Source organism: Desulfomicrobium baculatum DSM 4028, assembly GCF_000023225.1.
GTDB lineage: Bacteria > Desulfobacterota > Desulfovibrionia > Desulfovibrionales > Desulfomicrobiaceae > Desulfomicrobium > Desulfomicrobium baculatum.
On sequence record NC_013173.1, the window covers coordinates 447,165 to 472,096 of the forward strand.

Here is a 24,932-nt window from a genome sequence, read left to right on the forward strand (position 1 = left end):
GGGTCAGGAAGCCGCCAGTCCCACTTCGCCTTCAATCCCCGTGATAGCCCCAATGGCCAGCGTCAGGAAATCTCCCAGTTCCAGGCCGATCTTTTCGCATTCCTTGATGGTTTCGCGGCAGACCGAGGCGGCAAAGGCCTTGTCCTTCATCTTTTTCTTGAGGCTCTTGGCTTCCATGCCCTGCATGCGCGTGGGGCGGACGAGAGCTGCGGTGTGGATCAGGCCGGTGACGGTTTCGCCGCAACGCAGGGCGAAGTCGAACTGGGTCTCGGGCAGGTTGCCGTTCATCTCGTTGTGGCGGGCGATGGCCTGGACGGCGTCTTCCGGCAGTTTTCTGGCCAGGGTCTCGGCGGTCAGGAGGCCGTGCTTTTCGGGAGTGTCCTTGGTCTGGGGATAGTCGAGGTCGTGCAGCAGACCGGCCAGGCCCCAGGTTTCGGGGTCCTGACCCAGACGGTCGGCCAGGGCGCGCATGACGGCTTCGGTTTCAAGGGCATGTACGAGAAGATGATCGGGAGCGCTCGCCTTGATCATGGCGAGTGCTTCGGTGCGGTCGAGCATGGTGTGGCCTCCTTGGTTTGGAAGGCAAAGAGATCAGCCATTTCGTCGCCGTGGTCAAGGACTCAGCAGCAGGACGTCCCGCGCTTGCCCGGCAGCCAGGTCTGGATGATGTACTGGGCGCAGCCCACGCCTGGAGTGACCGTGATGGCGGCGGTCGGACAGTTGAGGGCGCAGGCCCCGCACTCCATGCAGGCCTCACGGTCCAGCACGTGGGCCTTGCCGTTCCGCACGGCGAAGATGCGGTGCGGACAGACCGTGGCGCAGATGCCGCAGCCTACGCATTTGTCCTCTTCATAGGCCAGGGTGGCCACATTTTTGAGATGGCGGAAAATTTTCATGCGTTCCTCACAAGAAGTTGCCGGTCACGAACAGGATCGCCGCCAGAAGCGTGCCACCGGCCAGGACGGGGATGGCCTTGCGCATTTCCTTCTCTACTCCGGAGGGCGACGTGTACGGCGTGGACCCGGTGAAGTTGAGGGCCAGCCAGGATGCCAGCGACATGGTCCAAAGTCCGGCGCCTGTTACGGCGGCCCAGGAAAGCTGGGGGAAGATGGCCGGCAGCAGCACGGACAGGGCCAGGCCAAGCCCGGCTCCGCCCAGGGAAAAGAGGCGCGTGCGCAGCACGGGCAGGAGCAGGGGGAATAAAATCGCGCCTGCGGCCAAGCCAAAGCCTGTGGCGCACGCCGCCAGGATCCAGCGCTGCCGGATGGCCTGCACGGAAAAGTCCGGACCAATGAGGCTGAGCACGGCCGCCACCAAAAAGGAGGCGAGGATGATCTTCCAGCCCAGAACCAGTTCCACGGGAATGACCGCGGCCCGTTCCTTCAGGCTGAAGGTGACTTCGCGCATGGCTTCGTCCTCGCCCCGGTCCAGGTAGCGGGGCAGATCCTCGGCGCGAACGGGGCCGAAAACCGCCTCGAATCCGCAGGCTTTGCGCAGGTCACGGACCCGCACCCCGTTGGCCCCGAGCTGGGGCAGGATGAGGCGGCGGTGGGAGACAATGCGTTCAAGGCCGGTCTTGCGCACCTGCTCGGCAATCCCTGCGGCGTTGAAAGTGCCCTTGCCGCCCGCGCACCAGATGTTGATGCCGCGCGTGTCGGTTACCAGCAGCCAGAGGTCCCGCCCGGGCAGGGTGAAGCGGACCGTGTCGAAGGTCAGCTTGTAGTTGGCCGTGACGATGACAGGCGCCTCGGGGCCGGGCTGGCCGATGGCATAGAGGCCGGGGTTGACGGTGTAGTTGTTGCGGTCAAGCCCCAGTCGCGCGCGGCAGGTTCCGAGCCGGTCCCAGGCCGTGGGACTGGTCCGGACGCGCGGAATCCGCCCTGCGGCGGTGGGCAAAAACCCGTCCACGTAAGGCTCGATGCGATATCCGGCAAGGTCGTCCACCCCTGCACCAGGGGCGGGTGGGGGGCCTCAGCACGGGCCGGGAATCTCGCTGTTCGCGTCGGGCGCGGAGCAGGATGGGCCAGGGGCCATGGGAAAGGGCTGGAGTGGTTTCATGTCGCGCCTATAGGGAAGAGATGAGTATTTTGAGTTCGGCCAGTCGGTCCTTGTCCGCGCAGTAACAGATGCGTGGGCCTTCTATCTCGCCACGGATCAGGCCCGCTTCTTTTAGTTGTTTGAGATGCTGACTGACCGTGGACTGGGCCAGGGGCAGGATGCTTACGATCTCGCCGCAGATGCAGCTGTCCACCTGCAAGAGATGCTTGAGAATCGCCACCCGCGCGGGATGCCCGAGGGCCTTGCAGAGGGCGGCCAAGTTCTGGTCATGGGTCATGAAGTGCTCCCGTCGAACGTATCGTATATCGTAGAATTACGATAATGCTGAATTCGTGTCAATGTGTGGTCCGAGTTGAGTTTTCCCGGTTCCCGGTGCATGATGCCACGATACAAAGATTGAGGAGGTTCATAGTGCGCTGGAAACAATTCTTGACCCCGGTTCAGTCCATGGATGTCGATGAGGTCCGGGCCTATCTGTCCGGCAAGACCCTGCAGGAAGTGACCATTCTCGATGTGCGCCAGCCGGGGGAATACGAGGAAGGGCATATTCCCGGAGCCAGGCTGGTGCCTCTTGCTGCGCTGACCGACTCGCTGGACGAGATCGACCCGTCCAGACCGGTGGTTGTGTATTGCGCCATTGGCGGGCGCAGCCGCGTCGCTGCCCAAACCCTGGCCGGCAAAGGGTATGACCAGGTCATCAACATGAGCGGCGGCTACAAAGCCTGGAACGGTCAGGCTGCCTACGGGGCAGAAGAGGCTGGTGTGGACATTTTTTCCGAACTCGACAGCGCGGAGGCGATTCTGGCCTCTGCCTATTCCCTGGAAGAGGGGTTGCGCGATTTTTATCTGCGCATGCTGGAGCGGGTCAGCGATGAAAAGGTGAAGAGCGTGTTCCGCCTGCTGGCCGACATCGAGATCAAGCACAAGGATCGTCTTTTCGCCGAATACACACGCATCACCGGCAAGGATGATCGCGGGGATTTCGAGTGCAGGTTTGTCACTCCGCTCATGGAAGGCGGGATGACCACCGAGGAATACATGGACCGCTTCAAGCCTGACTTTGACAGCCCGGTGGACGTCATCTCCCTGGCCATGTCCATCGAAGCCCAGGCGCTGGATCTTTACATCCGTTCCGCCGTCTGGACTCAGAACGCCGAGAACCGGGCCATCCTTGAACAGATCGCCAGCGAGGAAAAGACGCATCTGGAACGATTGGGACAGCTGCTGGACGAGTTGGTCGGAAGCGGATCCGGAGCGACAAATTGATCTTTGATACGTACTGCTTGATTTGATAAACATGCTGATATTGTGGAGTTTTTTTGTCTTCAGTGTGGTTATTTTTCGGGAACGAGGAATTCTGAGCGTACGGAGATGAGTGGGTAGTGAGAGAAGTTTTGCGCACGGTGTACGGTCTTTGCGCTGGACGTTTTGGATCGAACTTCTTGCCTTATGGACGGGACTCAGAAAATTCCAAACATGATAACACGTTGCTCAAGGATAATCGCATGGGCACACCCTTTGCTCTATGGAAATACCAAGCGGTCGAAAACAGGGCCGATCATATCCAGAGAATTGGGGGGAATGTCATGAAGCAGTTATGTTACCTTTTCTGGCTTGCCGGGATGGCAACTCTTGTTGCTTATGGCTGGAGCGATACACTTTTGAACCAGGTTTCCGACGTCGTGCATTTCATGGGACAGCTCGTTGCCTTTGTGATCGCTTGAATTCGAACGGTTCCACTTTCGCGTATCCACGATGGGAGTCTGGCATCTTCCCATCGTGGTTTTTTTGTCTTGCGTACCGCTGCTTTGCTTTCGCCGGCTGAACGGCGGCCTGAATACCGCGATGCGCTCGCGCCTGGCCAAAAGTTGGTGGTTTTTTGCCCTGTTGCGTTGCGCCGGAGCGCAAGATAGGGCTTGGCCATGTCCGTCGCAGTCATATATTCCACAGAACATTCGGCCTGGGTACGCTACGAGCGTCCCCGGGCCATTTTTGTGGCCCACCGCCCCGATGAGGTGCCTCAGCTTATCGCCCATGCGGAAGCGGAAGTGGAAGGGCGCGGGCTCCATGCGGTAGGGTTTCTGGCCTATGAAGCGGGCAGCGCCTTTGATCCGGCCATGCCCGATTCGTCCTGTGGCGCATTTCCCCTGGCCTGGTTCGGGCTGTTCGACGCCCCCGCCTTCGTGACGCTGGATGCCGCGTATGCCCCTGCCCTGGACTGGATTTCGGAACTGGACGCCTGCGCCCATGGCCGCGCCCTGGAACGTATCCGCGAGTATCTGGGCCGGGGCGACACCTATCAGGTCAATTTCACGCATCGCCTGCGCGCCCGTTTTGGTGCGGCTCCCTGGGATTTCTTCCAGAGCCTCGTCCGCCGCCAGCCATCACCCCACGCAGCCTTTATCGAGACTGCCGATTTCGCCATCTGCAGCGCATCGCCGGAGATGTTTTTTGAACGGGAGGGAGAGGATGTCTGGTCCCGCCCCATGAAAGGCACGGCTCCGAGAGGGCGCTGGCCCGAAGAGGACGAGGCGCTGGCCCGGGCGCTGGAAGTCTCGGAAAAGGAGCGGGCCGAAAACGTGATGATCGTCGATATGGTCAGAAACGACCTCGGCCGGGTCTGTCTGCCCGGCAGCGTGAATGTGCCCGAACTTTTTCGCGTGGAGCGCTATCCGACGCTCTGGCAGCTCACCTCCCTGGTGCGCGGTCGCACGTTGGAGTCGACGGCGCGGGTCGTGTCGGCCCTGTTTCCGGCCGCGTCCATCACCGGCGCGCCCAAGGTCCGGACCATGCGGATCATTCAGGAACTCGAAGTTTCGCCGCGCCGCATCTATACCGGGAGCATCGGGGTGATGAGCCCTGGCCGCAAGGCGCGTTTCAACGTGGCCATCCGCACGGTGCTGGTCGACAAGCCCTCGGGCACGGCCGAGTACGGGGTGGGCGGCGGCATTGTCTGGGATTCGGACCCTGCGGCGGAGTTCCGCGAGACGCGGATCAAGGCCCGCGTGCTGGCCGCCCCGGAGCCGGAATTCCTGCTGCTTGAAACCATGCGCTGGGAAAAAAACAAGGGGATTTTTCTTCTCGCGGAGCATTTGCGGCGTTTGCAAGATAGCGCCGCATATTTCGATTTCAGGCTCGACCCCAAGGCCGTGCGGGACGCGCTTGAACAGGAAGTGCTGACGGCGGATGGTTTCGAAGGTATGCTGCGCCTGACCTTGGACAGTTCCGGGTCTTGGAACATCGAGCATCGCTCTCTGCCCGGACCGACGCCGTGCCGGGTGTCTTTGGCCCTGTCGGCGGTGGACGCGGCCGATCCGTTTCTTTTCCACAAGACCACGCGGCGAAAGGTTTACGATCGCGCCCGGAGGCAAGCGCCGGAGGTGGACGATGTGCTGCTCTGGAACGAGCGGGGGGAGGTCACGGAATCGACCATCGCCAATCTGGTCGTTGAAATCGCCGGCGAGCTGCTCACTCCGCCCCTTGCCTGCGGACTGCTACCGGGCACAATGCGTGCCCGGCTGCTGCATGAAGGACGGATCAGGGAAGAAGTGGTGCGGGTGGATGATCTGAGCCGTTGCACAAGGCTGTGGCTGATCAATTCCGTGCGCGGATGGCGTGAATGCGTTCTGGTCGATGCAGAGGGGCAGGCCCCCTAGTCGGCGTCGTTTCCGCGCCGGTAGAACCACGCCGCCGTCAGGCCCAGGGCCACGAAGATGACGTCGCGGACAATGTAGAAGACCATGTCGTCCGAGGCCGCAGGGGCGCTTGAGAAGCATCCGCAGTTCAGGTCGATGCCCCGGACGTAGGCGCTGACCACGGCTCCCAGAAAGACGACCAGCATGGCGTTGGCCAGGAACAGGGCCGGACCGGTCCAGGCCCGGCACACGAGCAGAATGGCCACGACGATTTCCAGCCAGGGCAGGGTCAGGGCCGTAAAGTTGACGAGCACGTCCGGCAGGATGAGGTAGCTGGCCACGCTGGCGGCGAATTCGGCCGGAGCCATGATTTTCTGCGGGGCGGCAGCCAGGAAGACGAGGGCCAGGGCCAGGCGCGAACCCCGGGCCAGAGACGCTGCGTTCATGATTTTTCTCCCAGGGTTTCGGGATCAAGAGAGGGGGAGGCCGGAGGCGCCGGTTTTGCGGAAGGTGTTTCAGCTTCCGGTTCAGGCGGCGCCGGATTCGGGGCCAGCGTTTCCTGCGGGTCGGGTTCCAGAGGCTGGCCAAGCGGAGCGGATTCGGGCGCAAAGGAGTCCGCAGGCGCTTCCTTCGGAGGCGCTGGCTGAAGCTGCTGATCCGAGGGGCCGGTCTGCGCAGGCGCCGGTTGATCGGATTCGGGTTCACTCGGCTCCGTTGCATGCGGTGTTTCCCCGGTGCTGGCGTTCACAGACGCTTCTTCAGCCTGCGGCGCCTGGGGCGGTTCCGTTGTCTGGCTGCCCGTGGCAGTAGGCAGGCCTTGGTCGCGCCACAGCGTCCAGCCGTTTTTCAGTACTCGAACATCCTGCAAGCCCATGCCCAGAAGCTGCTGGGCCAGTTCATGGCTCAGTTCGCAGAACTCTCCATCGCAATAGGTGACTATTGTTGTCGCCTCTTCCAAATGCTCCCGCAGCGCTGGAAATTCCTGTCCGAATAGGACGGGATCAAGAGAAAGCGCTCCCTCGATATGTCCAAGGGCGTATTCGCCCGCTTCCCGTGCATCGACAAAAACCGCCTTTCCGGATTCAAAAAGAAGGGCCGCCTCGTCGAGAGATATTTCCCCTCGCTGGGCCGCGGCCTGCGCAGCGCTGTCCGGATCATGGACCAGAGGCAGCCTATCCGGCCGCGTGGCGTTGAAGGCCAGTGCCAATCCGACGGAAATGGCCAGGATGATCGCGGTTTTTATTCCAAAAGAAATGGGTGGTTTCATGTAGTGCTCCTGGGTACGTGGCCGTGTTTCTACGATCTCACGCCCTGCAAGGCAAGAGCGGGGTTGACCTGCCGGGAAACTTCGGACCACTCAATTCTTGAGAGTTTCCCCACGGTTCAGGTTTTTCCCATACTGCCGACAGAAATGTTCTGGCGTCATGTTGTTCAGGCTTGAATGCGGACGAATGGAGTTGTAGTGCCGCCTCCATTCCTCGATCACAACCCGCGCCTCGGACCGACACCGGAACCATTCCATCGACAGACACTCATCGCGAAATTTGCCGTTAAAACTCTCGTTCAAACCGTTCTGCCATGGCTTCCCAGGCTCAATCAGCGCCAGATCCAGAGACTCCTGAGCCGCCCATCTGAGCAGCGCCTTCGACACGAACTCCGGTCCGTTGTCAGAACGCAGGCTCAGAGGGGCTCCACGTTCGCTGATCAGGCGGGACAGCACCTCGATCACCCGGCCCGATCTGATGCTGCCGGCAACGTCTATAGCCAGGCATTCCCGCGTGTATTCGTCTACCACAGTCAGGCATTTGATCTGCTGACCATTGGCGCAGGCGTCATAGACAAAGTCGTACGCCCACAGTTCGTTTGCTCCCATCGGCAGTTGCGGTCTCGGGCGGGACGCCGCCACTCGTTTCCGAGGCCGCTTCCTGGGCACCTGTAACCCGGCCTTGGACCACAGGCGGAACGCCTTGTCGGCGCCCATGACATGCCCCAGACGCTCCATGAACACGTTGATCCGGCGATATCCAAAGCGCGGATACGTCGCAGCCAGATCTGTCATAGCCGCCATCAGTGGCTTGTCCCGGGCCTCCAGCCGTGACTCGTAGTGGAGCGACGACCGGGAAGTGGATAACAGCGCACACGCCCTGCGTTGTGAAAGTCCGCGACTCCTGGCGTATGCCACCTGGAGGCGTCGGGCGGGTGCGCCTACCACTTTTTTGCGGCGATCTCCTTCATGACCTCGATTTCGAGGTCCCGTTCCGCAAGGATCTTCTTCAGTCGCGTGTTCTCTTGTTCCAGCAACCGCAGCCGCTTCACGTCATCGGCGGACATGCCGGCAAACCGCTGTCGCCACGTATAGATCGTCTGCTCGCTGATTCCATGCTTCTTGGCCACCTGGGCCACCGGACTGCGGTCAGCTTCGCGCAGGATGCCCACCATCTGCTCTTCGGAAAATCGTCCCTTTTTCATCAGTTCCCTCGTGGTTGAGGGGGAACCTATCTCAAGTTTCGACTGGTCTGAAAAGTGCCGGGCAGGTCAGGGTGACTCATGTATTCGTCATGGCGCCAAAGCGACGGGAGTATGGGCATGCTCTGAGGAGCATTTCTTGCGCGGCGCAAGTCGAGACGTAAGTTATTATTTGGAGGGAGGGTTCTTAAGTCTCCCGCCGACTTTTCAAGCAGAACGTGCTATCATCAGCAAGTTCATTCAGTTGACCCTTCCAATTAATGTAAATTCTCTTTACATTTTGTCGATTTTTTTTCCATGCGTAATCAAAAAATCTCTTCCTGCGCGGGTTGAAAAGCTTGAATGGTCATCCTGATGGGTGCCATCCCCCACGACCGTGTGCGACCTTCTGAAAAAGCTAGAAATCAATAATTGACCTTCAGGCTTTTTAGATACTTCGTGGCCAATCAACATTCTTTCAAGGTAGGGGAGACATCCTGCACTCTCCCCTGATTTATGCTGATATTGGACAGTTCGGGCTGCACGCGAGTTTGATTATTCCCCGTTGAACTTATTTTTGTGATTTAGTGCTGGCTCATGCCCTTAGTCAGACTTCACAATGACAGCAGTAATTCAGGAATTTTGTTGCGGTCGACAAAAACAGAACGGTTCACGTTCGAAAAACTTTACACTTTGTACCCTCTGGCTGCCATCGTAATCTTCGATTAATTGTTTTATATTAGGCGTCTGCGCCGTTGGATCACTTATTGCTTTTGATGAAACGGATTGTGTTGCGATGTTTGCTGACTATTTTTTGGTGGGGATGTGAAGGGATTGCAATATTTTACTGCGGAGGGTTTTATGAAAAAAAAATTGATATCCGTAGGTCTTGCACTGCTGGCGTCTGCCGGAATTGCCATGAATGCGCATGCGGGATCATTTTTGAGGGCAGCGTACCAGGATGCCGCTTTGGCAATCGACGGTTGGGGAAGTAGTTCTTTAGCGTCAGGATTCCTGCAGACAGGCAACCTCGCCGGTTCTTCCGTTTTGGCCGCCTGGCTCTACAGCGCGGATGTATGGGGGGGGGGAGTTGCTGGGGATGTTACTTTGGAAGAAACTTTTTTACCCAACGATGACGGCATCTTGTTGTCACGCCCTGCCAGCAACCCAGTGAACGTCCGTCTTTATGACGTAACAAGTATCGTAAAAAGCAAAATCGAGTCCGGTCAGACAGATTTTTCCATCACAGAACAGGGCGATTCAGATGGCGAGGTCTTGGTAGTGGCCTATAAAAATCCATCCACGTTAGGTGGGACTGCCATCATTCTTGATGGTGGTTTGGCCCAGGGTGGCGACACGACCCGCCTTGATTTCGCAGCCCCGTACACAGAGGGCGATGCATTTCTTTCCTTGGCGATTAGCTACAGTTACGGAGATTCTCAAAACACGAGGGTCACGGTCAAGACTTCCTCGAACGAGGACGGACGCCTTTTGACCTCTGCCGCTGGTGGAAACGATGATGGCAGTTTCGAAGCGGCAAACGGCGCGTTGATAACAGCAGGCGGTGTAGGCGACAGTCCGTTGAACCCGCCCAACCCCGATCAGATCGGCGCTGCCTATGATGACGAACTCTACAATCTTGCCTTGGGTAACGATGTCAGCGCTGATCCTTTCTTGCGAAATGGAGATACTTGGCTGGAATTGCTCACCAACAATCCCAGCGGCGATGATAACGTATTTGCCACGTTTTTCACGTCAACATTCAGGATTTCAAATGTGAATGACGACGACATCATCGACCCCGACGACCCCAACGTTGTCCCCGAGCCGTCCACAGTGTTACTGCTTGCTACCGGCGCTCTAGGACTGGCCTATCTGCGCAGAAAAAAATAGTTATTACAGACCGGTGCAATGCGGGAAAGATGCCTTCACTGGCATTCTTTCCCGCAGGTCTAAAGGCCTTCGCTCCGAGGTTAGCAATTGTAGAACTCCTATTGAAGCCTTGGATGTCAAACGGCATCGAAAAGTGACCCACAATCGGCTCCAATTTTGACCCCTCTTTGAGTGTGTTTGTACGCATCCTGCCCCGACTGTGCGTGGTGACCACGTCAGCGTTAATGGACGGGAGTCCTTTGCTTTAGTTTCCATCACTCGTTTCCTGTCTCAATGATCTCGCAGTGATGCGCGACGCGGTCCCGGCAAACCAAGAAAATATGCAGCAAAAAGCGCAGGGTCTTTGGGCTCTGGATAGAATAGTTTTTTGTCGCCGGAAAATTGGTGGAAAAGGGGGTGGGTGCTGGGAATAGTGCTGGGAGAGATAGTTTTGAAAAGAAAGAGGGGTTAGACTTTTATATCTAACCCCTTGTTTTCTTATGGTCGGGATGAGAGGATTTGAACCTCCGGTCTCTGCGTCCCGAACGCAGCGCTCTACCAGCCTGAGCCACATCCCGATTGAGGAAATGCTATCTAGCCAAGATGATTTTGGTTGGCAAGGATTATTTTTGTTTTTCCTCGTGTTGTCAGCGTTTCATTTTTTCACTAAAAAGGCGTGTACACAAATATTTACGAACTCTGGAAGATCCTTCGTATTTATGCCCTGCGATCTCTCCGGAGGGGTGAGAAAATGACGACAGCTTTTCATGTGCTTGTGGTGGATGATGAACCCGCGCTCAGGGAAATTTGCGAAGAGGCGCTTACGGGCGCCGGCCATGCCGTGACCCTGGCCTCCAATGGGCAGGACGCTCTCGGCAAGCTCGGGGCGCAGGGCTTTGATCTGGTCATCAGCGATTTGCGCATGCCCGACATGAATGGTCAGGACTTACTCAGTCAGATACGCAAGCGCCAGTTGGACGTGGATTTTCTGGTCATGACCGGCTACGGGACCACGGAGACTGCCGTGGACATCATGAAGAACGGCGCGGCGGATTACATCGCCAAACCGTTCGACATCAAGCATTTGCTTTTGCGGGTGCGCTCCATCCTTGAACAGCGCAGAAGCCGCAAGGAGCAGGAAAAGCTGTCCGCCGTGGTGCGTATGCTGGGCCTGAGCAAGCGGCTCGGCACTCAGCTCAACCGTGTGGCCGTGGTGGACGAGTTTCTGATCCACCTGCGCGAGAATTTCTCTCCGGACGCGATCTGCCTGCTCCTGCCGGAAATGCTGGAGCGTGGGCCCAACCTCATGCAGGGTCGCCTGCTGGAAACCAACGAAGTCCTGCGCGTTTTTGTGATCAAGCTCTGCAACAGGATTCTGCAGCACGGCAAATCCTATCTTCTCGACCATTTCACCCTGCAACAATCATCCTTCAACGCAGCCCTGTTTCCGGGCGGTTTTCCCTACTCGGTCATGGCCGTGCCTCTGGACCTGCCGCAGAAGCGTATCGGGGTCATCACTCTGGTCCGCGACAAGGAGAATCCGTTCTATTGCGAGCAGGACCTGCAGTTGCTGGGTGTTTTCGCGTCCCATACCGCATCGGCCCTGCAGAACGCCCATCTCTACTCGCGTCTGCGGACCATGAACCAGGATGTGATTCGCTCTTTTGCCCAGGCCGTGGAGCTCAAGGATTACTATACCCGTGGTCACTCGGAGCGCGTGGCCGAGTATGCCTGCCGCCTGGGGCGCACGCTGGGGCTTGGGAGCAAGGAGCTTGATCGGTTGCATATAGCCGGAATGCTGCATGATATCGGAAAAATTGGCATCCCGGACCATATCCTGAACAAGCCCGGCGCCCTGACCGATGACGAATACGAAAACATGAAGCGTCACAGCTCCATGGGCCGGGAGATTTTGGGGCAGGTCGGAGCGATGAACGACGTGACGGAGATCATTTATCATCATCATGAGCGGATGGACGGTCAGGGTTATCCCGATGGCCTGGCGGGCGACGCCGTGCCCTTCATGGCCCGGATCATTTGTCTGGTCGACAGTTATGAGGCCATGACCTCCAACCGCGCCTACCGCCAGTCCCTGCCTCTGGGCAAGGTCATGTACGCCCTGGACCGGGGAGCCGGCACGCAGTGGGACAAGGAGCTGACGGCGACCTGGATGTCCATTGTCGAGCAGGAGCAGCCCGGCTTTTTCCCGCAGTGATGCCAGGGCGCGTCACTTCATTATCAAAAATCCAGGAGCCAAGGCCGATGCGTAAGCCTTCGGCGGGCGGCCTGACTCACCGGCACTTTCATGACTGATTCTTTTTTTTATCCTGAAGGCCTTCCGCCAATCCGGCTGGACAGAGTTTTGGCTCTGCAGCTGGGATTTGGCGTCAGACGCTGCCGGGCCTTGATCGAAGCCGGCCGGGTTCTGGTCGATGACCGGCCGTGCGCCAAGGGCGCCCTGATCCGGCCGGGCCAGCATATTCGCGTCTCGCTACCCGAAGATGCCGCTCCTGACTGCCACGATGTCCGCCTTGTCGACCGCAACGAGAGCTTCGCGGCGCTGGCCAAACCTGACGGGTTGCATACGGTGGCCGGACAGGAGGCGGCGTGTCTTGAATCCTGCCTGCCCGGGCTTGGGCTCGAAGGCTGGGAGCTGCTCAACCGCCTGGACTGCCTGACCAGCGGGCTGGTCCTGGCCGCGGCCGAAAAGCGGGATGCGGCGGCATATAAAGTTTGGCAGGACGCCGGCCAGGTCAGCAAATGGTATCTGGCTTTGGCCCGTGGCGAAGTGGCGACTCTGGAATGCCGGGGGCGGATTCTGGACGACAAGCGCAGCGTCGTGCGCGTGACCGCGGATGAGGACGAACCCCTGCGCTGGACCCGGGTCCGCGCGCTGCGCCAAATTGACGGCAATACGCTGCTGCTGGTGAAGATATTTAAAGGGCGCAGGCATCAGATTCGCGCCCACCTCGCGCATGCGGGCCATCCGCTGATCGGCGACCCGGTCTACGGCGTGTGCGAACCCGGCGGGCTGTATCTGCACCACTGGCGTCTTGACATGCCCGGCTTCACGGCCTCGCTTTTGCCGGATTGGCCGTGCGTCGATTCCGTGCAAGTGGAAGGCCTTTTGTCTGCCTTTGATTCCGATTGAGAACCGTGCAGAGCATGCATCACGCTCTGCGCGGATGCCCCAACCTGCGATACCATCAGGGAAAAAAACTATGAAAAAGTCGTGTCTGGCGATCCTGGTCTGTCTTGGCCTTGCCTCCTGCTCCGCAGCTGTCGGTCAAGGCCTTGAGAACGGCCGCCTGCGGCCATGTCCGTCATCACCCAACTGCGTCTCTTCGGAAGTCTCCGACACCGACCTTGCGCCGTTCGAACTGCCGGACAAAGATGGCTGGGAGCGCCTGCGGCTGGCCATAGTCTCCCTGGGCGGGAGCATCGAGCGCGAGGAGGCCGGGTATCTGCATGCGACCTTTCGCTCCCGGCTCTTCGGCTTTGTGGATGATCTGGAGTGCAGGCTGGACGGGCGCACCATCCAGGTCCGCTCGGCGTCTCGGCTCGGCTGGTGGGACATGGGGGCGAATCGGCGCAGGGTGGAGTTGCTGCGCAAGACCATGGCCGCAGAGACTCTGAAGTAGAGGCCTGCGGGCAGGAAGATCCTGCCCGCACAGGTTTAATCGAAAAGGGCGCTGGCGAATTCCTGGCCCGAGAAGGGGCGCAGGTCTTCCATTTTTTCGCCCAGACCCACAAAGCTGATGGGGATCTTGAATTCCAGGGCGATGGCCACGATGATTCCGCCTTTGGCTGTCCCGTCGAGTTTGGTCAGCACGATCTCGTCCACGGGCGATGCCTGGGAAAAGAGTTTGACCTGGGACAGGGCGTTCTGGCCGGTGGTCGAATCCAGCACCAGGATGGTCCGGTGCGGGGCGCCTTCGAGCTTCTTGCCCAGGACCCTGTTAATTTTTTTCAGCTCTTCCATAAGATTGTGCTTGGTCTGCAGGCGTCCGGCCGTGTCCACGAAGACCAGATCATAGCCCTCCTTCATGGCGTACTCCACGGCCTCGAAGGCCACCGCCGCCGGATCGCTGCCATGCGCCTTGGCGTAGAACCCGGCTCCGACCCGCTTGGACCAGACCTGCAACTGCTCGATGGCCGCCGCGCGGAACGTGTCTCCGGCCGCGACCAGGACCTTGCGGCCCTGCATCTGGGCGCGGTGGGCCAGCTTGGCGATGGTGGTGGTCTTGCCGGCGCCGTTGACGCCGATCATGAGCACCACTTCCGGGGGCTGGGACACTTTGGGAGTCTTGGGTTCGATGAAGACCGAAGCCAGCTCTTCCTTCATGAGGGTCTTGAAGGTTGCCGCGTCTCTTTCTCCGGCCTGACGCAGCTTGGGCCTCAGGCGTTTGGAAAGCTCCTGGGTGGCATTAACGCCCACGTCGGCCATGAGCAGGATTTCTTCCAATTCTTCCCAGAACGCGTCGTCGTAGTTGCCGGTCATGGCCAGGAGCTGGTCGATGCGCATGGTAAGCTGTTCACGGGTCTTGCCAAGCCCGGCTGAGAGCTTCAGGAAGAGCCTGTTGCGCTCGTCTTCCTCGTCTTCGAGTTCAAGAGCCAGCGCCATGCGGTATTGCAGCTCGGAGCGGAATTCATCGACATGGTCGTATTCCATGTCCAGGAGCCATTTGTCGAAACGGCGGATGAAGTCCTGCGCTTCCTCGGCCGGCACGTCGAGCTGGGCAAAGAGAAATCTGAGCCTCTCCCACAACACGTCGCCCCGTCTGCTCACTCCGTCCAGGATGTGGACCATCCAGGTCGAGAGTCTGGGCTCCGCTTCGCCCAGGGCCTGCTGCAGTGATTTCTGCCACGGGGCGGGTTCATCCTTGGCGACCGGTTTTTCCTGGAAAAGCATTTCGGCAGGAGGCGGTGATTGCGGCGCTTTCTGCGGCGTCTCTTCTGCCAGGGGCTGCGTTTCTTCGGTTTTACCGCCCAGTCCGAACAGCCTGCGCCATCCGCCTTCCTTGCGCGTTTCAGCCTCCTCGGCGGGCGCATCTGCCGCTGCGCGGGGCTCGGCCACAGCCTTTGACTCGGGCGGTGCGGGAGCAGGAATTTTTTCCTGGTTTTTCGGGGCTGCTTCGGCAGCTCTTTCGTCGATGTCAGGTGTATGTGCCGGCGTTTGTTGCGGCAACGTCGCGTCCTGAGGTTCGCCGTCCGCTCCCCAGAGTTTTTTTATGCGTGAGAAAAAGCCCATTTTCTGGTCCTTTGGTGGAGATGTTCGAAAAAAATCAGCCGTCAAGGTCGGTAAAGATATTTTCCCAGACGATCTTGCCCTGGTCCTTGCGCACCTGGCGCAGCAGCAGGTAGACCGCCCCGCTTCCGCCGTGCCTGGGCAGGGCGGTGGTGAAGGCCAGGACGATGCGCTTCAGCGGAGCCTGGGTCAGCCAGTTGGTCAGCTCCTGCCGCAGCACCCCCTGGCCAAGAGGGGAGTTGCGCCCCCGCCCCGGGATGAGCAGCACGCAGCGCTTGCCTTCCATGTAGCTGCGCCGCAAAAAGTCAATCACCGCGATCTTGGCCTGGTCCGTATTCATGCCATGCAGGTCGAGATGCCCCTGCACGCTGAATTCCCCGCTTTTGAGCTTGCGAAAGATCTTGGCATCCAGTCCGCGGATTTGGCCGGTGATGAATTCGTGGGTGTACTCCATTTCGAATTCGATATTTTCTTCCAGCAGCCGGGCAAAAGACGGCGGCGGCACCGGAACGACTTCCTTGGGCCTGGGCGCTCCGGCGATGTCGCGGCCGCCCTTGGTCAAAGGCTCCACGTCGGAGAAGGCATGCAAAAACAGCTCTGCCTCGGACTCGTGTTCCCGCTCGGTGGCGCCACGGTCCGCAGCTGCGGACGGCGCGGTTTTTCCGCGGCGGGCCTTTTTTTTCAGCCGGGATCGCAGAGACGGGTCTTTGTCAAGTGATTTGAATGGATTATGCATGCATGACTTCCGCAGTGGTCAGGGCTCAATACACAATAATGTGGGCAAGGGCAAAATCTTAAGCCAGGCCCTCCCGCCCGGTTTGTGGACAAGGAGCCCGCTCGTCTGCTACCCGGAAACCTTGTCAAATCCAGGCGCTTCTTCATTCACATCTGCCGGAATCAGAGAAAGCACGCATGAGTACACCCCCTCAGGAAAAAGATCGGTTTCGATTCCTGGTCGTCGAACCGGATGAGGATCTCGCACGGGAAATGATGATCGTGCTTGAGCGGCTTGATGTGCAAGTCGACCATGTGCGCGGACACCTGAGGGCCTTGGCCCTGAGCGAGGACACCGAGTACAATTGCCTGCTGGTGGCATCCCGCGGCATCGACATCTCGGGACTGGAGCTGTGCGCCCTGGTGCGTGCCCGGGAGGCCCGGCGCTCTCTGCCTCCCGTCTACATCATCCTGGTTGGTCCCGAAGAGGACCTGGTCACTGTTTTCACCAGCTCCGACGACATCGACGACTATATGCTCGGGACGTGGATGGATCTGGAGCTTGAGTGGAAGATCAAGCGCGGCCTGCGATCAATGTCGTTGCGCCGCGAGTTCGGGGCCTCCCGGCTCGTGGACGCGGAGACCGGCCTTTTGACCCCGGAAGGGTTGCGCACCTTCCTGCACGAGGAGGTCAACCGCATCGGCCGCCGTGAGGGCTGGCTTTCCATGAGCATCCTTTCCGTGCCCGGCCTTGGCGGCCTGCGAGTCAGCTACGGGGAAGCCTGGCTGGAATGGTTCAAGGGCGGGATATGGTCTTCGCTCAGGAGGCAGCTGCGCAATTATGACCGTCTGGCATCCATGAACAACGGTTTTCTATGCCTCATTTCTCCCGACCTCAATGAGGAGGGAACGCGTTTTTTGCTGGCGCGTCTGGCCTCGGTCATCAGCGAGTATCAATTTCAGGAAAATACGGAACCATCCACTCATGTCTCGCTTGCGGCGCGGTATCTGTGCGTGCGTGTGCGCGGGGACTACAGGCAGTTCGGACGAACCGGAGATGTGCTGTGGGGCTGGCTGTGCGAGAAAATGACGGAGCCCATGCCCCTTGGAATCATGGGCTATACCGGTACCGTGGACCTCAATCTTCAGGTCGCGCAGACTCTTTTTCCGAAGGATTGATCGTCAATCGAAGGCTTGGCTGACAAGCATCTCCACTTTCAGCGCCACTTCCTCGATCACTGGCTGGAAGTCGTTCTCCAGGAGAAAGACGGGGAGCGTCAGGCGTTTGAGCTCAGCTGAAAACATGGGATTGAAGTGATAGCCTGTATCCGTGGCCAGGTAGTCCGCCAGCTTGAGGAGCATGATGGCCGGCGGCGGGGAGTCGTCGGAAATGGCGCGGTGGTGGGCGTATACCGCAAGCTGGACATTTTTCGGGAATTTCCACAATTTAAGGGCCTTGGCGCTTAAGATCGGGTGGCTGACGCCGAAAAGCTCGTCCTCGATCTCAAGAGGCGAATTTCCGCCCGCTTCCCAAAGCCTGGTCATGGTCGTGAATTCTCCCGGCAGCAGCGAGGCCATGACCACATAGCCGATATCGTGGAGCAGGCCGGCCAGGTAGGTGCTGTCCTGTTCCTCCGGGGTCATGGGGAAGAGATGCGGGTAGAACTGTGCGAGTTTCTTGCACAGGAGCGCCGTGCTCAGGCTGTGAGTCCAGAATTTGCGCACAGAGAACGAGGGCGGGAAGGCGTTCTGGCGCACCGAGTCCGAGAGGGTCAAATAGTAGACGATTCCCTTGACCTCGTTTAAGCCCAGCCGGACCAGCGCCTTTTGTGGGCTGTTGATTTCTTCCAACCCCCGGTACAGGGGCGAGTTGGAGATGGCCATGATCCGGGCGCACAGCACAGGCTCCGCGCTCATGGCTTCGACAATTTCCTGCAGTCGGGTATTTTGGGCGTTCAGGAGCTGCCAAAGCCTTAAGACCATGGGTTTTAAAGGGGGCAGATCGCGGTCGCTGAGTTTGTCCAGGTTGATCATGATTTGGTCTTTGTGTGGAAAAGGGTTGTTTCACGGCCATGGGCCTTGATGCGTTCTTATCCGTGAGGGGCTAGCACAACCGGATGGAGCAGGGCAATGGGCTGATATTTTGGCTTGTGTTTATCTATCTGAAATACAGGGAGAAATTTATGAAGATAACTTTTCTTGGCGCGGCGCGCACCGTGACCGGTTCATGCTATGTGCTCGAATGCGAGCAGACCCGTTTCGCCATTGATTGCGGCATGCATCAAGGCAACAGGGACATTGATGGACGCAACTGGGACGAGAACGGCATGTATCGTCCCGAATCCCTGGATTTCATCCTGCTGACGCACGCGCATATCGACCACTCCGGCCTGCTCCCGCGCCTGGTGTCCCAGGGCTTCAAGGGTCCGGTCTACACCACGGCTCCGACCAAGGATCTGCTTGGGATCATGCTCGAGGACAGCGCCCGCATCCAGGAGACCGAAGCGCAGTGGCGCAGCACCAAGAAGCAGCGGGTCGGCGCTCCGCCTGTGGAGCCCCTCTACACGGTGGAGGATGCCCAGAAGGCGCTGACGCAGCTCAAGACTCAGGAATACAATCAGGTCTTTGAACCGAAACCGGGCGTGCGGGTGATTTTCAACAACGCCGGGCATATTTTGGGTTCGGCGTTCATCGAGCTGTGGGTCAAGGAAGGGGACGAAGAGACCAAGCTGGTTTTTTCCGGGGATCTCGGGCGCCCCAATCAGCTGCTGGTTCCCAACCCCCAGACCGTGGAAACGGCCGATTTTCTTTTTCTGGAGTCAACCTACGGTTCGCGCAACCACAAGAATGAGACCCAGAGCCGACAGGAACTGGCCGAGGCCATCGCCTACAGCTACAAGCGCGGAGAAAAGGTCATCATCCCGGCATTTGCCGTGGAGCGCACCCAGGAGCTGCTCTACACACTCCATCTCCTGCTTCAGGAAGGGCTGCTGCCGGCGGACATGCCCGTTTATTTGGACAGTCCGCTGGCCATCAAGGCTACGGAAATCTTCAGGCGCCATTGGGACTATTATGACCAGCAGACCAAGGAATTGGTCAAGAACGGCCAGAATCCCCTGGATTTGCCCAACCTGCGCTTTACGCTGACCCCCGACGAGTCGCGGGCCATCAACGTGTCCCAGGAGTCGGCCATCGTCATCGCGGGCAGCGGCATGGCCAATGCGGGGCGCATAAAGCACCATCTGCGGCACAATATCTGGAAAACCGGCGCATCCATTGTCTTTGTCGGCTTCCAGGCCGAAGGAACCCCTGGCCGCCGCATTGTCGACGGGGCCAAGAGCATCCGGATTCTGGGCGAGGAACTGTCGGTCAAGGCCAAGGTATTCACCATCGGCGGCTTTTCGGGCCACGCCGGTCAGACCCAGATTCTGGACTGGCTGTCCCATTTGCGCAATCCCGAGATGCAGGTCTATCTGATTCATGGCGAGCATTCGGGGCAAAAGGTCCTGGCCGATCTGATCCGGGAGAAGTTTAAACTGACCGTGCACATACCGGACTATCTGGATGAATGCCTGCTCGAAAAGGGCGGCCGTTTCGAGCTGACCGCCCGGCCGACGCTGGCCGCGCCGCGCATCGACTGGGACTACCTGCTGGAGGAGACCTCTGGAAAGCTGGTCCAGGTGCGGGAGCGGGTCGATTACCTGCAGCGCATGGGCCAGACCAATCAGGTCGAGATCCGCGGCAGCCTGCTGGCCATCAACTCGCGTTTGAGCTCCATCATGTCGGAGCTGATGTTTGAACAAAAGCAAAAGCCCAAGCAGGACTAGGCGTGCGCATCATCGCCGGGGAGTACAGGGGCAGACAGATCCGCACCACCGAGGGGCCGGGCTACCGGCCCGCCACGGGCAAGGTGCGGGAGTCCCTGTTCTCCATGCTTGAGTCCCTCGGCGTGGATTGGGGGGAGACCCGGGTGGCGGACATCTTCGCGGGCAGCGGCTCTCTGGGCATCGAGGCCCTCAGCCGGGGAGCCCGGGACGCCGTCTTTGTGGAGAAGGCCGCCCAGGCGGCAACCCTGATCCGTTCCAATCTGGAGGCTCTCGGCGTTGAGCGGCCACGCTGCAGCGTGGCCAAGACAGACGCCCTGCGCTGGCTCGGCACCAGCGGCTGCGGACCGTTCGAGCTGGTCTTTATCGATCCGCCCTATGGAAAGGACCTGCTGCTTCCGACCCTGGGGCTGCTGCTGGAACGCGGAGCGCTCGCGCCGGACGGCATTGTGTGCGCCGAAGTGGAAGCGGGGCTCAGGTTCGAGAACCCCCCGAGGCAGGACCTCTTTCTTCTTCGAGACAAACTTTACGGGCAAACGAGGATTTGCGTATGGCGCAGAAACTAGAGCGGGTGGCGGTCTATCCGGGCACCTTCGACCCTTTCACCAATGGGCATCTGAGTCTGGTGCGGCGGGGGCTGGAAGTCTTCGACAGGGTCATCGTGGCCGTGGCCAAGGATTCGGGCAAGAACCCTCTTTTCAACCTTGACGAGCGGGTGGAGATGATCCGCGAGGTTTTTCGCGGACAACTGCGTGTCGAGGTGGAGGGTTTTTCCGGACTTCTGGTCGAGTACGTGCCGAGCAAGGGGGCCAACACGATCCTGCGCGGCCTCCGGGCGGTCTCGGATTTCGAATACGAATTTCAGATGGCCCTCATGAATCGCAAACTCAAGCCCAGCATCCACACAGTCTTCATGATGACGGATTACCGCTGGCTCTACATCAGTTCGACCATCATCAAGGATGTGGCCAGACTCGGCGGAGTGGTCGAAGGGCTGGTGCCCGAAAGTATCCTGGCCCGCGTGGTCGCGCGCATGGATGAACAGCGGAGCGCCAAGGCCCTGTCCGCTTCCGGAGAGCCGCAGCAAACATGACGGACATCTCGCTTCTTTGTCTGGTCGGAGCCACGGGCACGGGCAAGACCGCGGCGGCGCTGGCTCTGGCCCAGGCGCTTCGCGGCGGAGTGGTCAATTTCGATTCCCGTCAGGTCTATGCCGGACTCGGGGTGGTCACGGCCCAGCCCACGGCAGAGGAGCGGGCCGTCTGTCCGCACGCCCTGTACGGATACCTGCCCATAAACACCCCTGTCCGGGCCGGGGCCTTTGCCGGCGAAATCATGGATCAGGCCGGAACCTATCAAACTCAGGGGCTGACACCCATCCTTGTCGGCGGGACCGGCCTTTATCTGAAAAGTCTTGTCGATGGACTGGCTCCCATTCCCGACATTGATCCGCAGATCCGGGAGGACGTGGTCCGCGAGTGCCGTGATCAGGGTTCGCAGGTTCTGCACGGCCGTTTGCAGCTCATCGATCCGGACTATGCCGCCAAAATCCATCCCAACGACCCCCAGCGCATCTGCCGCGCCCTGGAAGTGTTCACCGCCACGGGCCAGACCCTGACCTGGTGGCACGGCCGGACTTGCCGTCCCGCGGGCCTGCGGGTGCTCAAGATCGGGCTTTCCGCCGACCTGGCCTCGCTGACGCCGCGTCTGGCGCGGCGTATCGATCTGATGCTTGAGGCCGGAGCCCAGGACGAAGTGCGGCTGGCCTATGCAGGCTGTCCGGACCGCTTCGCGCCGGGGTTTTCCGGCATCGGCTGTCCGGAGCTTCTGGCCGTCATGCTCGACGGAGTGAGCCTTGACCAGGCCCGCCGTGACTGGCTGCGCAGCACCCGGGCCTACGCCAAGCGCCAGCTGACCTGGTTCAATAAGGATAGCGAGATTTTCTGGCACCATCCCGAAGACGTGGATGGTATCGTAACCCGGGCCAGGCAGTTCCTGGAGTCGGCTTCCGCCGGTTGAACCTGTTTGTGTCCAGGTTGCGGCCCGGCGGGGCTCGCGGTAGAATTTTTGTTAGAAGGAGAGACCAATGCTCAGATGCGTGTTGTGTTTGATGCTGGCGCTGTGCGGCGCTTTTACGGCCGCTGCGGACCAGCAGGTGCGCGTGCCCGTGGAGAGCGCCGAAGGCCAGGCTTCGTTCGTGGACCGGGCGTTCGATGCGGCTTTGACGCAGGAGATTGAGGCCGTTCTTGGGACGCAGCTCGCGCAGTCGCGGATGGAGACGCTTATGGGGATTCTGTCCAAGGAGCGCGATTCACTTATTCTGGGCTACAGCGAGGTCCAGGCCGCCGGCGACGCCGTCAATGCCACGGAAGCCTACCGCACGCTGACGGTACGTATTCACGGACCCGGCCTCAAAACCCGGCTGCAGGGCCTTGGGGTCATGTTCACGGCTCGGGACCAGTGGCCGTACGTGTTGCAGCTGTCCGGCGTGGAACCTTCGCGCACCAAGCGCCTTGGAGCGTTGCAGGAATTGTCCGGCCTGAGGCCGACCGTGACCCAGGCCCCGGACGTGCCGGTCCTTGCGCTGTCCCAGCTGGGAGCCTGGACCGGGGTGCTGACTCTTGGCGAATGGAGATCCACCCACACGGCCAAGACCCTGGACGAGGTCTGGCTCGCGGTGTGGAAAGACTATTTTTCCCGCTCCGGGCTTAACGTGCGGGGCGAGTCGGGTCTGCTGGTTCGTGTTTCGGGCTGGCTGTCCAGCATGGGACCCATGGAATTCGACCGGCTTATGGATTCCTGGAGCGAGGAAGTCCAGCGCAAGACGCTGATTGGCGTTGAGATGGACGGGTCCGGCATGGTCGGTGTCTGGCGGGTTCAGACCCGCTCCAGGGATGCATTGGCCAGACGCCTCGGGGACGCTGCCAAGACTCAGGGGCTGACCGTGGAGGTCCGTTAGCGCCCACAAAAAATCCCGGTCGGGCCGGGATTTTTTGTGGAAAAACAGGGGAGCTTATTCTTTTTTGTCGGATGCGTCCTTGGACTCGGACTTGGGTGTGACGTCGATTTCTTCAGGCTCGCCAGTGGCTTTCTTGAAGTTTTTTATGGCCCGGCCCATTCCTGAACCGATTTCAGGCAACTTGTTGGCCCCGAAAATGACCAGGACGATGACCAGTATTATTAGAAGCTCAGGGATACCAATGCCAAACATGTATGCCTCCTCGGAAATGATTGCGCCTCATATACACATAGCGCTTCGGGCAGGTCAACTCTTCCTTGTGGAAGAAAAACCTTGGTTTCCGAAGGGATGGAATGTATTTGTCAAATAGCCGTCTCCTGATTTTTCGTGCTGCGGCCTGCCGTTTTGCGGAGTTTTCGTGAACCCGCTGCTGCACATGCCCGGCGATGCTTGCCGTTTCTGGGTCGCCGGGAGTTGCCTGTATGAAGAATCGATGAACCCGGGGCTGCGCGCAGAATTTTCCTGCACCGTGCTGAGCGCTCTGGAAGGCCGTTTCGACGAATTTGTGGTGCGGGGTGAGATTTTGGGCTTGACCTCCGAGGAGGCCGGGCGAATTTGGGAGCATCGCATGGCGCAAGCCTTGAACATTGACTGGGACTGTGCAAATTTTACGGCCCTGCAGGATGATGCCGGGGAAATTCTGTGCCGTCATTTCATCGAAGGAGTCTGCGTGTTGCGTCTGCCCCCTTGCGCGGGCCGTTGTCGTCGCTTTGAGCTCTCTCATGACGAATGATTGCATCTAAGGAGATTGATAAATGACCGATATGATAGTGCATTTTCCATGGCTGCATCCGAATCTGGGCCACGGCCCCCTGCCGGACGGTGTTGTTTTTTTTGATCCGGGCGTGGACATGGCCACGGAACTGCCTCGATGGCGTCCGGCCGAGCTGCCGTGCCCTCCCGCGGAGGTCCGCAGCATGCTCAGAAGCTACATGGAATTCGGCGAGCGTTTTCCGAGGTCTTCGGACATGCAGGCCTACCAGGCCGCAGGGCTCGATAATTTTTACACCGACACGACAATGGACATTAAGTCGCAGCTGACCGGGAGGGATGCTCCCAAAGAGCCGACCCTCGGGGATCTGCGGCGCCAAGCCCAGCTTTTGCTGGCCATGGCCCTGTACCGCGAAGAGCAGTTCGTGGGCATCCGTGAGCAGGAAGGCCGCTTTGAAGCCGCGCGGGACGGCTTTGCCGCGGTGCTCGGCCTTGACGACGAGGAAAGTTTCACCCAGCCCGGCGTTTCGGATGAGGCCCTTTTCCCCAGGGCCTGCGTGGAGTTGCCGTGGAAGAGCCTTTTGCCTTCACTGCTTCTGTTTCTGCCTCTGGGCGCGCGGCTTTTTATTTCCGACGAAGACGTGGTGCGCGAGCTTGTGTCCATGGATCTGAGTTTTTCGCCTTGCGAAGGCAACCTAGCTGGGCTGGTCTGCTGCGTAGTGGACGCAGAAGCGGCGGAACGCGTCTGCGGCCGCAGGATCGACCTGCCCGAGCCCGTCATTTTAACGGCCCGTCCTCTGAACCTTTAACCAGCGAGAACGGTTTATGAGCAAAGAGCAACTCGGCAAGCGTGTCAAACGATTCCGGGAAATGAACGAGATCAGTCTTGAAGACCTGGCCCAGCGCACGGGACTTGAAGTTGCGTTTTTAAAATCTCTGGAAGACGATTCCGTCTATCCTTCCCTTGGGCCGCTGCTCAAGGTCGCGCGGGGGCTGGGTGTGCGCATGGGCACTTTTCTGGATGACGAGTTGGGTCAGGACCCGCTCATCGTGCGTCTGGGAGAACGGGAAGAGGGTCTGAGCATGCTCGGCGGCAAGGGCTGTTCCGTGGACATGAAGTTCTATTCTCTTGGCAAGGGCAAGACCGATCGGCACATGGAGCCTTTCTTTGTCGAACTCATGCCCGCAGCGTGCGGGGAGCCAAAGCTGTCCAGCCATGAAGGCGAGGAGTTCATTGTCGTGCACGAAGGTTCCATCGAGATCACGTACGGCAAGGACGTGCTGACCCTCGGCAAGGGGGATTCCATTTATCTCAATTCCATCGTTCCGCATCATGTGGCGGCTGGCGGGAATGCTCCGGCCTCCATTTATGCGGTGCTCTATTTTCCGGAATAGTCCGGTGTCAT

The 24,932-nt window shown here is 59.4% G+C and carries 27 protein-coding genes and 1 tRNA gene; 16 read left to right on the plus strand and 12 right to left on the minus strand.

Annotated elements, in window-relative coordinates:
- Window positions 1-3: 3 nt before the first annotated feature.
- The 4 genes from DBAC_RS01940 to DBAC_RS01955 all read right to left on the minus strand — a co-directional run bounded on the left by DBAC_RS01940 (window position 4) and on the right by DBAC_RS01955 (window position 2,335).
- Complete coding sequence (locus tag DBAC_RS01940; RefSeq protein WP_012805586.1) at window positions 4-558, minus strand: HDIG domain-containing metalloprotein; 555 nt, start codon at window positions 556-558, stop codon at window positions 4-6.
- 62 nt (window positions 559-620) lie between these two features.
- Entirely contained in the window at window positions 621-896 is a 276-nt protein-coding gene (hgcB, locus tag DBAC_RS01945) for a mercury methylation ferredoxin HgcB (protein ID WP_012805587.1), read from the minus strand.
- A gap of 7 nt (window positions 897-903) precedes the next feature.
- Window positions 904-2,058 (minus strand): mercury methylation corrinoid protein HgcA, encoded by a 1,155-nt coding sequence (gene hgcA / locus DBAC_RS01950; RefSeq protein ID WP_267195241.1) that lies wholly within the window; start codon window positions 2,056-2,058, stop codon window positions 904-906.
- Between the two features lie 7 nt (window positions 2,059-2,065).
- Window positions 2,066-2,335, minus strand: coding sequence for an ArsR/SmtB family transcription factor (locus DBAC_RS01955; RefSeq protein WP_012805589.1), 270 nt, complete (start codon window positions 2,333-2,335; stop codon window positions 2,066-2,068).
- Between the two features lie 134 nt (window positions 2,336-2,469).
- Here DBAC_RS01955 and DBAC_RS01960 point away from each other — a divergent pair, with 134 nt between their 5' ends.
- The 3 genes from DBAC_RS01960 to pabB all read left to right on the plus strand — a co-directional run bounded on the left by DBAC_RS01960 (window position 2,470) and on the right by pabB (window position 5,714).
- A complete protein-coding gene (locus tag DBAC_RS01960) occupies window positions 2,470-3,324 on the plus strand; it encodes a rhodanese-like domain-containing protein (protein ID WP_012805590.1) in 855 nt (284 codons plus the stop codon).
- A gap of 239 nt (window positions 3,325-3,563) precedes the next feature.
- Entirely contained in the window at window positions 3,564-3,782 is a 219-nt protein-coding gene (locus DBAC_RS01965) for a hypothetical protein (protein ID WP_012805591.1), read from the plus strand.
- A gap of 198 nt (window positions 3,783-3,980) precedes the next feature.
- On the plus strand, window positions 3,981-5,714 hold the full coding sequence (gene pabB / locus DBAC_RS01970) for an aminodeoxychorismate synthase component I (RefSeq protein WP_012805592.1): 1,734 nt from the start codon (window positions 3,981-3,983) through the stop codon (window positions 5,712-5,714).
- On the opposite strand, the gene DBAC_RS01975 is transcribed toward pabB, so the two are convergent.
- The 3 genes from DBAC_RS01975 to DBAC_RS01985 form a co-directional block, all read right to left on the minus strand.
- Window positions 5,711-6,139 carry a MauE/DoxX family redox-associated membrane protein gene (locus DBAC_RS01975; protein WP_012805593.1) on the minus strand — a complete coding sequence of 143 codons (429 nt, stop codon included), beginning with the start codon at window positions 6,137-6,139 and terminating at the stop codon, window positions 5,711-5,713. The two genes, pabB and DBAC_RS01975, sit on opposite strands and share 4 nt — an antisense overlap.
- Window positions 6,136-6,960 (minus strand): rhodanese-like domain-containing protein, encoded by an 825-nt coding sequence (locus tag DBAC_RS17540; RefSeq protein ID WP_012805594.1) that lies wholly within the window; start codon window positions 6,958-6,960, stop codon window positions 6,136-6,138. Before DBAC_RS17540 ends, DBAC_RS01975 begins: the two co-directional genes overlap by 4 nt.
- A gap of 90 nt (window positions 6,961-7,050) precedes the next feature.
- A protein-coding gene (locus DBAC_RS01985) for an IS3-like element ISDba1 family transposase (RefSeq protein ID WP_092194752.1) occupies window positions 7,051-8,162 on the minus strand; the annotation gives its coding sequence in 2 pieces (ribosomal slippage) (window positions 7,051-7,913 and window positions 7,913-8,162; 1,113 coding nt in all).
- A gap of 837 nt (window positions 8,163-8,999) precedes the next feature.
- Between DBAC_RS01985 and DBAC_RS01995 the strand changes: the two genes are divergently transcribed.
- On the plus strand, window positions 9,000-10,031 hold the full coding sequence (locus tag DBAC_RS01995; protein ID WP_012805596.1) for a PEP-CTERM sorting domain-containing protein: 1,032 nt from the start codon (window positions 9,000-9,002) through the stop codon (window positions 10,029-10,031).
- Window positions 10,032-10,511: 480 nt separating this feature from the next.
- Here DBAC_RS01995 and DBAC_RS02000 read toward each other — a convergent pair.
- Window positions 10,512-10,588: transfer RNA gene (locus tag DBAC_RS02000), tRNA-Pro, on the minus strand.
- A gap of 173 nt (window positions 10,589-10,761) precedes the next feature.
- On the opposite strand from DBAC_RS02000, the gene DBAC_RS02005 reads away from it, so the two are divergent.
- From DBAC_RS02005 to DBAC_RS02015, 3 genes are all read left to right on the plus strand, one after another.
- Window positions 10,762-12,225, plus strand: a complete 1,464-nt coding sequence (locus tag DBAC_RS02005; protein ID WP_012805597.1) for an HD domain-containing phosphohydrolase — start codon at window positions 10,762-10,764, stop codon at window positions 12,223-12,225.
- Between the two features lie 90 nt (window positions 12,226-12,315).
- Window positions 12,316-13,161 carry a pseudouridine synthase gene (locus DBAC_RS02010; RefSeq protein WP_012805598.1) on the plus strand — a complete coding sequence of 282 codons (846 nt, stop codon included), beginning with the start codon at window positions 12,316-12,318 and terminating at the stop codon, window positions 13,159-13,161.
- Between the two features lie 70 nt (window positions 13,162-13,231).
- Window positions 13,232-13,651 (plus strand): DUF1499 domain-containing protein, encoded by a 420-nt coding sequence (locus tag DBAC_RS02015; protein WP_012805599.1) that lies wholly within the window; start codon window positions 13,232-13,234, stop codon window positions 13,649-13,651.
- A gap of 35 nt (window positions 13,652-13,686) precedes the next feature.
- On the opposite strand, the gene ftsY is transcribed toward DBAC_RS02015, so the two are convergent.
- Together ftsY and DBAC_RS02025 are read right to left on the minus strand one after the other, a co-directional pair.
- Complete coding sequence (gene ftsY, locus DBAC_RS02020; protein WP_012805600.1) at window positions 13,687-15,261, minus strand: signal recognition particle-docking protein FtsY; 1,575 nt, start codon at window positions 15,259-15,261, stop codon at window positions 13,687-13,689.
- Between the two features lie 34 nt (window positions 15,262-15,295).
- Window positions 15,296-15,994 carry a Smr/MutS family protein gene (locus DBAC_RS02025; RefSeq protein WP_012805601.1) on the minus strand — a complete coding sequence of 233 codons (699 nt, stop codon included), beginning with the start codon at window positions 15,992-15,994 and terminating at the stop codon, window positions 15,296-15,298.
- A 176-nt stretch (window positions 15,995-16,170) separates the two neighbouring features.
- On the opposite strand from DBAC_RS02025, the gene DBAC_RS02030 reads away from it, so the two are divergent.
- Window positions 16,171-17,151: a response regulator gene (locus tag DBAC_RS02030; RefSeq protein ID WP_012805602.1), complete on the plus strand. Its 981-nt coding sequence runs from the start codon at window positions 16,171-16,173 to the stop codon at window positions 17,149-17,151.
- A 3-nt stretch (window positions 17,152-17,154) separates the two neighbouring features.
- Here the strand turns inward: DBAC_RS02030 and DBAC_RS02035 are convergent, their stop codons facing one another.
- Window positions 17,155-18,006, minus strand: coding sequence for an HDOD domain-containing protein (locus DBAC_RS02035; RefSeq protein ID WP_012805603.1), 852 nt, complete (start codon window positions 18,004-18,006; stop codon window positions 17,155-17,157).
- A gap of 149 nt (window positions 18,007-18,155) precedes the next feature.
- On the opposite strand from DBAC_RS02035, the gene DBAC_RS02040 reads away from it, so the two are divergent.
- From DBAC_RS02040 to DBAC_RS02060, 5 genes are all read left to right on the plus strand, one after another.
- On the plus strand, window positions 18,156-19,799 hold the full coding sequence (locus tag DBAC_RS02040) for an MBL fold metallo-hydrolase RNA specificity domain-containing protein (protein WP_012805604.1): 1,644 nt from the start codon (window positions 18,156-18,158) through the stop codon (window positions 19,797-19,799).
- A 2-nt stretch (window positions 19,800-19,801) separates the two neighbouring features.
- Window positions 19,802-20,362 (plus strand): 16S rRNA (guanine(966)-N(2))-methyltransferase RsmD, encoded by a 561-nt coding sequence (gene rsmD, locus DBAC_RS02045; RefSeq protein ID WP_012805605.1) that lies wholly within the window; start codon window positions 19,802-19,804, stop codon window positions 20,360-20,362.
- Window positions 20,347-20,889 carry a pantetheine-phosphate adenylyltransferase gene (coaD, locus tag DBAC_RS02050; protein WP_012805606.1) on the plus strand — a complete coding sequence of 181 codons (543 nt, stop codon included), beginning with the start codon at window positions 20,347-20,349 and terminating at the stop codon, window positions 20,887-20,889. The genes rsmD and coaD overlap by 16 nt, the downstream gene beginning before the upstream one ends.
- Window positions 20,886-21,815 carry a tRNA (adenosine(37)-N6)-dimethylallyltransferase MiaA gene (gene miaA, locus DBAC_RS02055; RefSeq protein WP_012805607.1) on the plus strand — a complete coding sequence of 310 codons (930 nt, stop codon included), beginning with the start codon at window positions 20,886-20,888 and terminating at the stop codon, window positions 21,813-21,815. The genes coaD and miaA overlap by 4 nt, the downstream gene beginning before the upstream one ends.
- A 67-nt stretch (window positions 21,816-21,882) precedes the next feature.
- Entirely contained in the window at window positions 21,883-22,755 is an 873-nt protein-coding gene (locus DBAC_RS02060; RefSeq protein WP_012805608.1) for a hypothetical protein, read from the plus strand.
- Window positions 22,756-22,809: 54 nt separating this feature from the next.
- Here the strand turns inward: DBAC_RS02060 and DBAC_RS02065 are convergent, their stop codons facing one another.
- A complete protein-coding gene (locus tag DBAC_RS02065; RefSeq protein WP_012805609.1) occupies window positions 22,810-23,007 on the minus strand; it encodes a twin-arginine translocase TatA/TatE family subunit in 198 nt (65 codons plus the stop codon).
- Window positions 23,008-23,173: 166 nt separating this feature from the next.
- Between DBAC_RS02065 and DBAC_RS02070 the strand changes: the two genes are divergently transcribed.
- From DBAC_RS02070 to DBAC_RS02080, 3 genes are read left to right on the plus strand one after another with little or no spacing between them, the layout of a single operon-like run.
- Window positions 23,174-23,548 (plus strand): hypothetical protein, encoded by a 375-nt coding sequence (locus tag DBAC_RS02070; protein WP_012805610.1) that lies wholly within the window; start codon window positions 23,174-23,176, stop codon window positions 23,546-23,548.
- Between the two features lie 22 nt (window positions 23,549-23,570).
- On the plus strand, window positions 23,571-24,335 hold the full coding sequence (locus DBAC_RS02075; protein WP_012805611.1) for a hypothetical protein: 765 nt from the start codon (window positions 23,571-23,573) through the stop codon (window positions 24,333-24,335).
- 16 nt (window positions 24,336-24,351) lie between these two features.
- A complete protein-coding gene (locus DBAC_RS02080; RefSeq protein ID WP_012805612.1) occupies window positions 24,352-24,921 on the plus strand; it encodes a helix-turn-helix domain-containing protein in 570 nt (189 codons plus the stop codon).
- Window positions 24,922-24,932: the final 11 nt, after the last annotated feature.

What these genes read in the sequence shown, in the direction of transcription:
- DBAC_RS01940 (WP_012805586.1), bottom strand. Translation starts at nt 558, where the DNA reads ATGCTCGACCGCACCGAAGCACTCGCCATGATCAAGGCGAGCGCTCCC.
- hgcB (WP_012805587.1), bottom strand. Translation starts at nt 896, where the DNA reads ATGAAAATTTTCCGCCATCTCAAAAATGTGGCCACCCTGGCCTATGAA.
- DBAC_RS01955 (WP_012805589.1), bottom strand. Translation starts at nt 2,335, where the DNA reads ATGACCCATGACCAGAACTTGGCCGCCCTCTGCAAGGCCCTCGGGCAT.
- DBAC_RS01965 (WP_012805591.1), top strand. Translation starts at nt 3,564, where the DNA reads ATGGGCACACCCTTTGCTCTATGGAAATACCAAGCGGTCGAAAACAGG.
- pabB (WP_012805592.1), top strand. Translation starts at nt 3,981, where the DNA reads ATGTCCGTCGCAGTCATATATTCCACAGAACATTCGGCCTGGGTACGC.
- DBAC_RS01975 (WP_012805593.1), bottom strand. Translation starts at nt 6,139, where the DNA reads ATGAACGCAGCGTCTCTGGCCCGGGGTTCGCGCCTGGCCCTGGCCCTC.
- DBAC_RS17540 (WP_012805594.1), bottom strand. Translation starts at nt 6,960, where the DNA reads ATGAAACCACCCATTTCTTTTGGAATAAAAACCGCGATCATCCTGGCC.
- DBAC_RS01995 (WP_012805596.1), top strand. Translation starts at nt 9,000, where the DNA reads ATGAAAAAAAAATTGATATCCGTAGGTCTTGCACTGCTGGCGTCTGCC.
- DBAC_RS02005 (WP_012805597.1), top strand. Translation starts at nt 10,762, where the DNA reads ATGACGACAGCTTTTCATGTGCTTGTGGTGGATGATGAACCCGCGCTC.
- DBAC_RS02010 (WP_012805598.1), top strand. Translation starts at nt 12,316, where the DNA reads ATGACTGATTCTTTTTTTTATCCTGAAGGCCTTCCGCCAATCCGGCTG.
- DBAC_RS02015 (WP_012805599.1), top strand. Translation starts at nt 13,232, where the DNA reads ATGAAAAAGTCGTGTCTGGCGATCCTGGTCTGTCTTGGCCTTGCCTCC.
- ftsY (WP_012805600.1), bottom strand. Translation starts at nt 15,261, where the DNA reads ATGGGCTTTTTCTCACGCATAAAAAAACTCTGGGGAGCGGACGGCGAA.
- DBAC_RS02025 (WP_012805601.1), bottom strand. Translation starts at nt 15,994, where the DNA reads ATGCATAATCCATTCAAATCACTTGACAAAGACCCGTCTCTGCGATCC.
- DBAC_RS02030 (WP_012805602.1), top strand. Translation starts at nt 16,171, where the DNA reads ATGAGTACACCCCCTCAGGAAAAAGATCGGTTTCGATTCCTGGTCGTC.
- DBAC_RS02035 (WP_012805603.1), bottom strand. Translation starts at nt 18,006, where the DNA reads ATGATCAACCTGGACAAACTCAGCGACCGCGATCTGCCCCCTTTAAAA.
- DBAC_RS02040 (WP_012805604.1), top strand. Translation starts at nt 18,156, where the DNA reads ATGAAGATAACTTTTCTTGGCGCGGCGCGCACCGTGACCGGTTCATGC.
- coaD (WP_012805606.1), top strand. Translation starts at nt 20,347, where the DNA reads ATGGCGCAGAAACTAGAGCGGGTGGCGGTCTATCCGGGCACCTTCGAC.
- miaA (WP_012805607.1), top strand. Translation starts at nt 20,886, where the DNA reads ATGACGGACATCTCGCTTCTTTGTCTGGTCGGAGCCACGGGCACGGGC.
- DBAC_RS02060 (WP_012805608.1), top strand. Translation starts at nt 21,883, where the DNA reads ATGCTCAGATGCGTGTTGTGTTTGATGCTGGCGCTGTGCGGCGCTTTT.
- DBAC_RS02065 (WP_012805609.1), bottom strand. Translation starts at nt 23,007, where the DNA reads ATGTTTGGCATTGGTATCCCTGAGCTTCTAATAATACTGGTCATCGTC.
- DBAC_RS02075 (WP_012805611.1), top strand. Translation starts at nt 23,571, where the DNA reads ATGACCGATATGATAGTGCATTTTCCATGGCTGCATCCGAATCTGGGC.
- DBAC_RS02080 (WP_012805612.1), top strand. Translation starts at nt 24,352, where the DNA reads ATGAGCAAAGAGCAACTCGGCAAGCGTGTCAAACGATTCCGGGAAATG.